General features: G+C 42.1%; 9 protein-coding genes. All 9 read right to left on the reverse strand.

Going from position 1 to position 11,948, the window contains the following annotated elements:
• The coding region (locus HMPREF2904_RS12000) for a MucBP domain-containing protein (RefSeq protein WP_256263280.1) at window positions 1-3,122 on the reverse strand (3,122 nt) is incomplete at its 3' end.
• A complete protein-coding gene (locus tag HMPREF2904_RS09235) occupies window positions 3,082-3,321 on the reverse strand; it encodes an accessory Sec-dependent serine-rich glycoprotein adhesin (RefSeq protein WP_070662212.1) in 240 nt (79 codons plus the stop codon). The genes HMPREF2904_RS09235 and HMPREF2904_RS12000, both read right to left, overlap by 41 nt.
• 236 nt (window positions 3,322-3,557) lie before the next feature.
• On the reverse strand, window positions 3,558-5,015 hold the full coding sequence (gene gltX, locus HMPREF2904_RS09240) for a glutamate--tRNA ligase (RefSeq protein ID WP_070662215.1): 1,458 nt from the start codon (window positions 5,013-5,015) through the stop codon (window positions 3,558-3,560).
• Window positions 5,016-5,313: 298 nt separating this feature from the next.
• Window positions 5,314-6,096: an alpha/beta hydrolase gene (locus HMPREF2904_RS09245; RefSeq protein WP_070586761.1), complete on the reverse strand. Its 783-nt coding sequence runs from the start codon at window positions 6,094-6,096 to the stop codon at window positions 5,314-5,316.
• A gap of 70 nt (window positions 6,097-6,166) precedes the next feature.
• Window positions 6,167-7,828 (reverse strand): ribonuclease J, encoded by a 1,662-nt coding sequence (locus HMPREF2904_RS09250; protein ID WP_070662218.1) that lies wholly within the window; start codon window positions 7,826-7,828, stop codon window positions 6,167-6,169.
• A 203-nt stretch (window positions 7,829-8,031) separates the two neighbouring features.
• Window positions 8,032-8,574 carry a hypothetical protein gene (locus HMPREF2904_RS09255; protein WP_070662221.1) on the reverse strand — a complete coding sequence of 181 codons (543 nt, stop codon included), beginning with the start codon at window positions 8,572-8,574 and terminating at the stop codon, window positions 8,032-8,034.
• Window positions 8,575-9,387: 813 nt separating this feature from the next.
• On the reverse strand, window positions 9,388-10,152 hold the full coding sequence (locus HMPREF2904_RS09260; protein WP_070662224.1) for an ABC transporter ATP-binding protein: 765 nt from the start codon (window positions 10,150-10,152) through the stop codon (window positions 9,388-9,390).
• Window positions 10,149-11,015, reverse strand: coding sequence for an ABC transporter permease (locus HMPREF2904_RS09265; RefSeq protein WP_003008955.1), 867 nt, complete (start codon window positions 11,013-11,015; stop codon window positions 10,149-10,151). The genes HMPREF2904_RS09260 and HMPREF2904_RS09265 overlap by 4 nt, the downstream gene beginning before the upstream one ends.
• Before the next feature lie 615 nt (window positions 11,016-11,630).
• On the reverse strand, window positions 11,631-11,948 hold a 318-nt coding region (locus tag HMPREF2904_RS09270), incomplete at its 5' end, for an LPXTG cell wall anchor domain-containing protein (RefSeq protein WP_141751213.1).

Here is an 11,948-nt window from a genome sequence, read left to right on the forward strand (position 1 = left end):
GACGCTGATTGGCTTGCTGATACAGAAGCTGATGCTGACGCTGATGTACTCAATGACGCAGATTCAGATGCTGATACAGAAGCTGATTCTTGTGCGGATGTACTCAATGACGATGATTGACTCGCTGACACACTTGCTGATTCAACAGCTGATTGGCTCAATGATGTAGAAGCTGATTCAGACAATGATGTAGAAGCTTGTTCTGATACAGACCGTGAGTTAGATACAACTTCTGATTCTGATTGTGAAGCTGATGTTGTATCAGATGCTGAATTTGAACCTGAATCTGATTGTGATTCCACTTTCAACTTATAGATATAAGTAACATTCTTCTCACCTGAAGCCACTTTACCAGTTGTGTCATCATCACCTGTCCAGTGACCTTGGCTGTCAACTTGACCTACAGGGTAATTACCAGCTTCTACAAGTTCGTAAGTCTTACCTTCAAACTTAATTTCTTTAGGACGATTATCTACTACAGTATCATAATCCTTCTCAAGTGGTTGATCTTGCTCATCAATAACAGATCCCATGATCGTATTTCCGTTAATATCTTTATAATGAACAAAGACACTTCCAACTTCTTCATAAACGTAAGTAATGGTAGATTTTGGTTTGTCAACTTTACCAGTAATAGGATCTGAAGATTTCAAATGACCATTTTCATCAACACCTCCTACTGGGTAATCACCTTTAGGAACAATTTTATATGTCTTACCATCAGTTGTCTTGATGATATTTGGTTTTTCACCTTTTTCAGTTGTGTCATATGGTGTGTCATATGGTGATTTAGGTGTATCTTGACGAGATTTTTGGATTTCGTTACCTTTCGTATCTACATAAGTGATAACAACTTCACCTTCTTTTGGTGTTTCTTTCACTTTATAGATATAGGTTACATTTTTATCTTCTTTAGCAACTGAACCTGTAATTGGGTCTGAAGTTGTAAGGTGACCATCTGAGTCAACTTGACCAACAGTATATGTACCTGCTGGTACCAACTCGTAAGTTTTACCATTGTACTCAATTGTACCTGGACGGTTATCTACTACTGTATCATAGTGTTTATTGATAGGTTGTTGATTTTCATCTGTTACTGAAGCTTTAATAGTTGTTCCTTCAGTATCTTTATAGTGAACGTAAACATTCCCTTTTTCATCTGACTTCTTGTAGTAGTGTGTTACATCATTAGAAATTGGTTTGATTGAAGAGATTGAGAAGTTATTAAAGAATGATGGATAACCACTTGCTTTATCACCTGGTGTATTACCACCGATGATATTTGAAGTATTGTTACGAACTGGGTCAACATCAGTTGAGAATTGAGGTGAAGCAGTAAAAGCATCACCTGTTGCTTTGTCGAACCAACCACTCAAACGTACATTACCACCAGCTGAATCTGAATAAGTTAATACTTTGAGTTGGTATTTTCCGTCTTTACTATCTACATAACCTACTTCTTTAGGATCGGTACCAGTTCCTTCAACAGTAGCTCTTGTTCCTGGTTTAGCAGGATCAGAAGTGTAAACCAAAGTATAATTATCAAAGTTCAAATTGTTTACATCTGTTGATGGGCTATATGAAGAAACTTTAGAAGGGTCCAAAACATAAAACTTAACTACTGATGAACCATCTGTAGATACTTGCTCAATAACACGTTTCACATAGTAATGTGCACGTCCACCTTGAAGTTCAAGATATTTAGCACCAACACCTCCCAATGTACCACTCATGTCATTCGATGAATCTGTACGTGTGTATACATATCCTTCAAAATCACGTGGTTGAGAAGCAGTGTAATTTTGTCCTTCAATACCTGTTTGAGTATATGTAGCCAACTGAGTTCCATCTTCTGTTTTGTAATAAGTTGTATGATTTACTTTATCAGTTGGAATATTTGTTTGAACGTTAGGTTTTGTATCATTTTCATTTCCTGGGAATGAAGTGTCACGAACCTGAAGAATATGGTGTTTATATTTATCACTTGCAGTTGGACCAGCATCACGGTTGTTTGTCCAAGTTCCTAGGATTTGAGATGCGTCACCAGTAGTATAGTCAAACTGAGGAGCATAAGTTGAATTGGCATTTACTAAAGTATTGAATTTATAAGTTGAACCCGCAGTCATATCCAAAGTTTCAACTTCATTTCCTGTTGACTTATCTACCAAACGAGCATGTACAGTAGGCGTATTGCTTGTACCCACAGTAGAGCGGTCAACTGAGAATGTCACATAGTAGCCACCGTTACTATAAGTAACACCACCTTGAGATGCAGGACCTTGCCAGTTTTGAAGGTCCCAAATAGAAAACGTATAACGAGAAGCACTTGGATCTAGTTTATAGTTTGGATTTGTCCACGCTGGATCAGAAATTGATGCGCCGTTAGCATCAGTCATATTTGGACTTACTTCAATATTTGCTGCAAGTGTATTTGAAGTAGAGATTGGAGCCAACTGTGCTGAAATTGCTGGAGCACCGTTTACTGTTGTGTTTCCAGTAAATCCTGCTGCAGTCAATGTTGCCATCATGTCATCTACTGACTTGCTCAAACGTTCGCGTTGGTCTGCGTATGATTGAGCTGAAGCATTAGCGTTGATCAAGTTGTTGCTTGCTGTCAATTCTGTTTGAACTTTAGCGATGGCAGCTTCAATTGCTGCTTTCTTTTCTGGTGTTGAAACAGTTGCTGAGTAGTCGCTTGCGATCTTGTTCAACAATTCTGCTTCTGAAGTGTTTTGTTCTAAAACAACTTTATCATCAGCTTTAGCAACAGTTGTCGTTGCTTCTGAAGTTGCTTCAGATCCAGCTGCCACAGTTGATTCGCTAAGAGCTGCTGAAAGTTCTGCTGAACCTTGTTCGCTCAATGAAGCTGAGTGAGATACAGATACGCTTGTAGATGTTGAAGCACTTGCAGATGCAGAAGCGCTAGCTGATTCTGTAGTTGACTCAGTTGTTGATTCTGTAGTTGATTCAGATTGAGATTCAGTTGTTGAAGTTGTACCAAGTACTGTACTTCCTTGCTCTACAAGCGCTTGGCTTGAAAGCTCAGATGCAGTCGCAACATCTGATCCAGTTTCATCAGCTTTAGCAGTGTTCGCTACTGTAGCTGCACCAAAAACAGCCACGGCTTGTCATTTCTTTCACTGATACTGCGTCTTCACGCACTTCAGCTACAACAGTCTCTTCGACTTGACCACGAATGACTTTCAAAAGACCAAAGTTAGAAGTTGCAGCACGCAACCAGTTTTTACCTGATTTGATCAATTTGAAACGAGTCACACGATCCGTTTCACGGAATTCACCGTTCGAACGTTTAAAAAACATTTCTGTCTCCTTATTACAATTTTTATTTCCCTAACATTATAGACTAATCTGTCGATTTTTGGAAGCAATTATTCTTAATTATTGCTATTTTTTTATAATTTTTGTTTTAGATAGTGATAAAATCGTTTTCAGTAGGATCAATTTGTCAAGTCGGGGCAATTTTTTGAAAAATCCTATAATACTTTGACTTTAGATGTAAAACAAAAAGCCCCATTTAATAGGGACTTTTCTGATAATTATCTGATTTTTTCCAACATGCTTTCAATGTGTTGGATGGATTTTTCGCGTCCAAGCAAGAAGATGGTATCTGGCAATTCAGGACCATGCATTTCACCTGAAACGGCGATACGGATTGGCATAAAGAGGTTTTTCCCTTTGATACCAGTTTCTTTTTGAACCGCTTTGATTTGTGGGAAGATATTTTCTGCCACAAACTCATCGTCTGACATGGCTTCGAGTTTCGCTTTGAAGGCTTCAAGTACAGTTGGCACTGTTTCACCAGCCATGACTTCTTTCTCTGCTTCTGTCAATTCTGGGAAGTCTGAGAAGAAGAGGTCTGTCAATGGAACGATTTCATCCACTGATTTCATTTGTGGTTTGTAGAGTTCAACCAATTTCTCAGCCTTGTCTGTCAAACGTCCTGCTTCTTCGAGGAATGGTTTTGCCATTTCAAAGATGGTTGCAAGATCCGCATTCTTGATATACTCATTGCTCATCCAGTCCATTTTCTTCTGGTCGAAAGCTGCTGGAGACTTGCTGAGACGATTTTCATCAAAGAGCTTGATGAGTTCTTCGCGAGAGAAGATTTCGTCTTCCCCACCAGGGTTCCAACCAAGAAGAGCGATAAAGTTAAAGACCGCTTCTGGAAGGTAACCTTTCTTCCGGTAATCTTCGATGAACTGAAGGGTATTGGTATCCCGTTTAGACAACTTCTTACCAGTTTCAGAGTTGATGATCAAGGTCATGTGACCGAACTCTGGTGCTTCCCAACCAAGGGCTTCATAAACCATGAGTTGTTTTGGAGTGTTGGCGATATGGTCATCTCCACGGATAACGTGAGAGATGACCATATCGTGGTCATCAATGACAACGGCAAAGTTGTAAGTTGGGTAGCCATCTTTCTTTTGGATAACCCAGTCCCCACCGATATTGCCACCTTCAAATTCGATATCACCTTTGACCATATCATGCCACTTGTAGATACCTGACTCATTCACTGCCAAACGAACCGTAGGAATGATTCCTGCTGCTTCACGTTCTGCGATATAAGCTGCTTTTTCTTCTTCGCTCATGCCAAGGTATTCGTTGATGTAGCGAGGTGTTTCCCCAGCTGCTTCTTGGCGTTCACGTTCCGCTGCCAACTCTTCTTCAGTGACGTAAGATTTGTAGGCTTTTCCTTCCGCCAAGAGTTGATCGATATATTTTTGATAGAGTTCCAAACGCTCAGACTGGCGGTAGTTTTCATGCGTCTCAGGGCTTTCATCCCAGTCCATGCCCAACCAACGAAGGTTTTCAAGCTGGGAACGTTCGCCGTCTTCGACGTGACGTTTGCGGTCCGTATCCTCGATACGGATGATAAAGGTTCCACCATGGTGACGCGCATACAAGTAGTTAAACAATGCTGTACGAGCATTCCCGATGTGTAGTAGCCCTGTTGGACTTGGTGCATAACGCACACGAATATCTTTTGCCATATTACTCTCCTCTTATCTTGTTCGCTATTTCTAGCTCATTTTTCAATCGTTCCTATTATACCACAAAGAAAGCAGGACTGAAATGAATAAGTGACCTTTCTAGCCTTTCTTCCTATATATATATATGAAAAAATATGAAAAAAGCCAGAACAAATGCTCTGACTGATATCCAATCTATTTGTATCTTATTAAACGAACACGGGCTGCGGATTGTGTCAAAAAGATGAATCCTCCTAGAATCTCTCGGATTCTGCGTCGAATTCCCTATTTTGACTGTATCCGCTACGCCCTTTGTATCTTATTTTAACCGTTCTTCTAATTCAAAGTCAATTGGCAGGGTTTGTAAAAAGTGCTCCAACTCACGTTCCCAGTAGAACCATTCGTGCTTGCCCGGGCTGTGGGTATAGGTGACATCCAAACCTAACTTTTCTAGTTCCTTGACTTCAAAATTATTGGCCTCATAAAGGAAATCCTGCTCCCCGCACCAGATCCAGAGTTTGGTCTTCTTATCCGAAAACTTCTTGGCAGCAGTCTCCAGCGAGTAGGGACTGGTCGTCCAATCCTCAATCTCTCCAAAAATTCCCTTCCAAAAAGCTGGTTGCTCCAAGTCATTGTTTTCAAAGTCCCGATCGTGGAAACTCAGAGCACCGGAAAAACTAGCCGCATGGGAGAAGCGATTTGTCTTGAGAGCCAAGAGCATCGATCCATAGCCACCCATGGATAGACCAGCAATAAAGGTCTTCTCCCGTTTCTTGGTCATATTAGGGAAGAAGCGAGAAAGAGTCTCTGGCAATTCCTCCGCAATGGCCGTATAGTAGTTGTAGCCATACTGGGTATCTGTGTAAAAGCCATTATTGGTATTGGGTAGGACCACGATCAGATTGGTATTGCGCAAAATGCGCTCCACATTGGTCCGCTTCAACCAAGAGTGGTGGTTGCCATTCATCCCGTGTAAGAGATAAAGGACTGGAATATCCGTATCCGCTGGATCTTCCACGCGCGATGCATCGGGATAAAGGACGGACACACCCCACTCCATCTTCAAGGCTTCTGAATAATACTCAATCTGCATAACTGCCATTTGATTTCCTCTTTCTACTGTTAAAAACACTCGGCAAGCCTCTGGCTGCCAAGCGTTTCTATTTCTTCTATTATTTTACTTCCATCACAACTGGTAGGATGGCTGGACGACGTTTGGTTTGTTCAAACAAGAACTTAGACAAGTTGTCACGCACCAAGCCTTTCAATTCCCCCCAGTCAAAGCTGTCTTGTGCCAAATAGTCTTCAACGCTTTGGTTGACCAATTCGCAACTTTCACGAAGAATATCCCGACTCTTCTTAACATAGACAAAACCACGGGTGTGCACGCGCGCTTTGGAAATAATTTTCTTCTCTTTGCGATTCACCGTGAGCGCCACGATAAAGATCCCGTCTTCTGACAAGACCTTACGGTCACGAAGGACGATATTGCCCACATCACCAATGGCATTTCCATCGATCATGACATCTCCAGCTGAGACGCTACCGGCAGGGACGAAGTCACCTTTTTCATACTCCATTACCGTTCCGCGTTTTGGAATAAAGATATTTTCAGGCAAGATACCGACTTCCATCGCTACCCGCGCATGGGCATCCAATTCGCGGTATTCCCCTTGGATCGGGAAGAGGTATTTAGGACGAAGAAGGTTGATCATCAACTGCAAGTCCCGTGCGTTTCCGTGACCAGATACGCGCAAGCTTGACGTGATCAATTTGACAATGCCACCTGCTTGGTAGACCATGTTTTCCACACGAGCCACTACAGCTTCTTTAGCAATAGATGGCGTTGTGACGACGTAGACCAAGTCCCCATCTTTGATTTCCACATAACGGTGACGGCCAATCGACATCTTGCGCAAACCGTTGATCGGCTCACCCATCCGGCCTGTTTCCAAGATGATCAATTCATGATCTTCAAAACGGCTCATTTCTTTTGGCTTGATCAAGAGTTTTTCGTTGGCAAGAGACAATTTGTTCAAGCGAATAGCTGTGCGGACGATGTTTTCCACATCAAACCCTGTCAAGACCACTCGACGGCCAGTCTCAGCCGCAGCATCAAAGACCTGCTGGATCCGAGAAAGGTTGCTGGCTACTGCCGCCACGATGACACGACCATCCCAGTCTGCAATCGTATCTAAGATAGCATCGCCTACTTCTTGCTCACTGGCAACTTGAATATTACTATCCGCATTGGCCGAATCACTCAAGAGAGCGAGCACGCCTTCGCGTCCAATCTCAGCTAGACGAGCAAAGTCTGTCGCGTAGGACTCGCTGGCAGTTTGGTCAAATTTAAAGTCTCCTGTGTAGACGATATTGCCCTCAGGAGTGCCAATCACAATCCCGATACTTTCAGGGATGGAGTGGGTTGTTTGAAAGAAAGACACGACGGCATCACCAAAATCAATCTCAGAATTCTGATCGATGACATGGAAGTCGTTGAATTTCTTCACACTGTCATTGCTTTTTACAAAGAGTTTAGCCAACTCAATGGTCAACTCTGTCCCGAATACAGGGACTTTCGCTTCCGCCAAAAGATAAGGCAAGGCCCCAATGGCATCCGCATGACCATGGGTCAGGAAAACACCCGCAATGCGGTCCTTGTTTTCAAACAGATAATCCATGTTGGGGATAACGACATCCACCCCAAGTTGCTCATTTTCTGGATACTTCAAACCTGCATCCAAGACAAAAATCGAATCGTTCACTTCGGCAACGTAGAGATTTTTCCCATTTTCTCGAACACCGCCAAGAGTGACTAATTTAATACTACTCACTGTTGTCTCCTTTAGTGTGATTATTTTAATACTTACGGTCCTTGGTTGCCCAAGTCGAATTACAGCTTTGCAAATACTTGCATATCCACTCTATTATACAATTTTTTTCTCTTTTTTTCAAAAAGCTTTCCACAACAAAAAAGTCCTCTCATCTGAAGTAGATGAGAGGGCTTCTAGGCGCCTATTTTTAGGGGGAAAAGACCCTAAAGATGGTAATCTCCCCGTTTATTTTCAATGATCCGCATGGCTGCCTTGATCACATGAAACTTGCCTAACAATTCCTCTAGGCGCTTACTATTTCGCTCGCTCAATTGGCCGTTCTTGACTGCTTGGGACAGGCGATAAAAGTCATCCAAGTCCTCCCCAATGTTTTCAAACAGCTCTCTAGCTTCCTTGAGTCGGTAGCGATTGACTAGGTGGTTTACATCTTCTTTAAAGGAAGTGACATTGCTTTCGTGAATGTCCGTATAAGCTTCCTCTTCTTCCTTAGACTCTTGGTAATTAACCGCCTTAAAGCAAGTGATGAACTCCCGACTTTTGATATTGCAGACAAAGATGATGCCATCACTGGCTACATAGGCTTCTGTGTTGGCGGGTTGATCCACATTACTATCATAAGGAGAGAGGGAGGAGAGGTGTTGGTTGATCCACTTATTCAAGTGCTGATCATCTACGCCAAAGCGCTCAAAAGCTCTTTGCCGAAAATGGTCACGACAACTATATTCTTGCGCATACGACAATCCCATACTCTCACCTCCTCCTGAGTATTTTATAAAAATGGCCTCCAGTCTTACGGGACTAGAGGCCTGGTCTGCTTCACTGACTTGGTGCAATTAACCTTTTGGCTAACAAAACAATGCTTATGATGTTGATTTCATTTAATAGTATTTGTGTAAAATACCAGAGGTTTTCTTTGCTATCCCAAATCCAAATGATTAGTTTTCGACTGGACGCATCGAAGTTTGAAAACCTTTACAAAAAGCTTCTACCTACTATTTCCACGTTTTCTTATGTCTCCGGACAAACTAAGCAGGTTTGCCCGACCGTCCAACCGATCCGACACACACGACATGACTGCTCTTTTACGATAAGAGCATGAACAGATATCAGCAAAACAGGCCTAAAACGAAGTAACCTAAATTTTAACTCGATAAGGCATTGGTATCAATCCCTTCTTTATCTTTCTAACTATATTATACTCAGCTACCTAAGTAATTGCAAGCGATTTCAGCTGAAACTAGTTCCAATTTTTATGCGGTTTTATAGATGATTTAAGGAAAAGAAAATAGGCTGGGACAAAAGTCCTAGCCTCTCAATTATCTTTGAATTGTCGAGCAAGACGCAGTGGTTGAGTGGGCTCTACTACGCTGATTTCATCAGTTTTTACAGCCCTACTCAACTGTTCGGAGGTGGGACGACGAAATCGAATTCTAACGAATTACCGATTTCTGTCCCACTCTCTAGCATGCAGACAAACTACTTCCACATCAAACAACCTAAGTGTTATCGCTTCTGTCCTACTCCCTATTTTCACTTTTGCATTTTACGGACTTTGTATCTTATTCTTTCTCAAACAATTGATAGTAGTCTGCGATGGTCATTTGGGATTTTTCTTCTTGATTGAGGTCTTGGACGATGTGTCCGTCTTTCATGACAATCAAGCGATTTCCATATTTCAAAGCATCTTCCATATGGTGGGTGATCATAAGAGCTGTGAGGGCATCTTGTTTCACAAACTCATCCGTCAAGGTCATGAGGGCCTGACTAGTTTTTGGATCCAAGGCTGCAGTGTGTTCGTCTAGAAGCAGGAGTTCTGGACGTTTCAGTGTCGCCATCAACAGACTCAAAGCTTGTCGTTGCCCCCCTGATAGAAACTCAACGGCTGTGTCGATATGATTTTCCAAGCCATTACCGATCTTAGCAAGGACTGTTTGAAACTCTTCTTTATAGCTGGCCAAGTGACGCGGGATCAAGCCACGTTTTTCTCCGCGGAACTTCGCTACCAAGAGGTTTTCCGCTACTGTCATGCGAGGTGCTGTGCCCATTTTAGGATCTTGAAAGACCCGCGATAGGTACTTGGCTCTCTTTTCAGGAGAATAGTTGGTTACATCTTCCCCTAGAATATAAATCTTCCCACTGCTCACCGGAAGCGTCCCTGCAATGGTATTAAAGAGGGTGGATTTTCCAGCTCCATTGCCCCCCAAAATCGTGATAAAATCATGCTCTCGAATTTCCAAGGAGACATCATCCAGAATGACTTTTTCTTCATTCATCCCATTGCTCACGGCTTTGGTTACATTTTTTAATTCTACAATTGCTGTCATTTACTGAGTTTCGCTCCTTTCATGATTTTTCCCTTAAAGGTTGGAATCATCAGGCAGATAGCCAAGATCAAGGCACTGAAGATTCGAATATAGCTGGTATTGATGCCAAGCGCAATCACGGCCCAAATCAAAAATTGGTAGGCGATTGATCCGATCGCAATACTGAGCAAGCGCTCTGTCAAGGTGACATTTGAAAAGAGCACCTCTCCAATAATGAGGCTGGCAAGCCCGATAACGATGACACCAATCCCACGCGAAGCGTCCGCATAGCCTTCTTGCTGGGCCATCAGTGCACCAGAAAGAGCAATAATCCCATTTGAAATGACCAAGCCCATCAATTCCATCCGATCAGTGTTGATTCCAAAGCTCTTGGCCATATCTGGATTGTCCCCTGTCGCAATATAGGCTTGACCCAAGCGTGTATCCAAGAAGAAGATCAAACCAAGGATCACAAGCGTTACGAAAATCAGGCCAATCAGAATCTCATTGAACCCACTGGCAAAAGGAAGAAATTCCTGAATTTTTTTATAGCCCAGAAGTCCCAAATTAGCCCGCTGCATCACAAATAGAATGACCGAGTTACAAGACGTCATCACGAGGATCCCTGACAAGAGTGTCGGGATTCTCCCTTTTGTGTAGAGAAGACCCGTCGCAAGTCCTGCTAAGCATCCTGCTCCAATAGCAGCCAGCGTCGCAAGGAGTGGATTGACACCTTTGGTAATCAAGGTCACCGCCACCGCTCCTCCAAGCGGGAAAGAACCTTCTGTCGTCATATCTGGAAAATCTAGAATTCGGAACGTCATAAAGATTCCTAACCCTAAAATGGCCCAAATCAAACCTTGTGAAACAATTGAATTAATCATAGTTTCTCCCTTCGATAATAGTAGTTTAATTGTAACATAAATATGGAGGAGAACCTATAGCTTCCGAAGAATTAATTCTAATCTGCGTTCTAATTTTCCAAACATCATTTCCCTTTTTCAAATGATTCGAATAAACCATATCACCAATATTGTAGCGATCATATAGAAAAAACGAATGATGGATTCCTCGTCCCTGTGAAAACCAAGGATCTTCATTCGTTTTTTTATCATAATTTTTGAACTTTGGAAGAGTTTCTAGTCACTTTACTTCCTAAATTTCTCAACGACAATAAGGGTGTGAAGTACTACCACTCCAAACCCTACTGTATTCCAATTTAAAGTGGATCCATTACCCATGTTGCCGGCAATTTGAAAGATCAAATTGCTTTATCAGTATACTGTTTTCTCTACTTCAAGTCAATGGAATTTTTCTGAAACTAGTACCCAAATGAAATAAATATATAGAATTTTTCTGAAACTTTTTTATCATATATATGCATGTTTTTCTAAGTTTCCAATACCAAGCAAAGAGGCCTTGCTCTTTCGAGCAAAGCCTCTTCCTGTTGGATCTAAAATTGTCACCTCATCAACAAGTTTGCTGATGTCACCTCAATTTTAGTCTTCGCGTTTTTTGCGTTTTGCAAGTCCCGCAAGGCCAACCATACCAAGTGCAGCACCTAGTAAAGTTGCAGCAGTCGAGGCAGTTTCACCTGTTTGTGGCAATGCTTGTTTCTTATCACCAGTTACAACTGATGTTGCAGTTTGAGCAACAGGTTGTTTTTCTGAACTTGATGAATCTGATTCGCCATCTCCTGGAACAACTTTTGAAGTTGGATTTGGTGTCGGAACTGGGGTTGGAGTTGGATTTGGTGTCGATGGTTGATCTTGACTCGGTTTGTTAGCGTCTGTACGTGGATCTTTAACGATCACCTT

It is taken from the genome of Streptococcus sp. HMSC072G04 (assembly GCF_001813295.1).
Lineage (GTDB): Bacteria > Bacillota > Bacilli > Lactobacillales > Streptococcaceae > Streptococcus.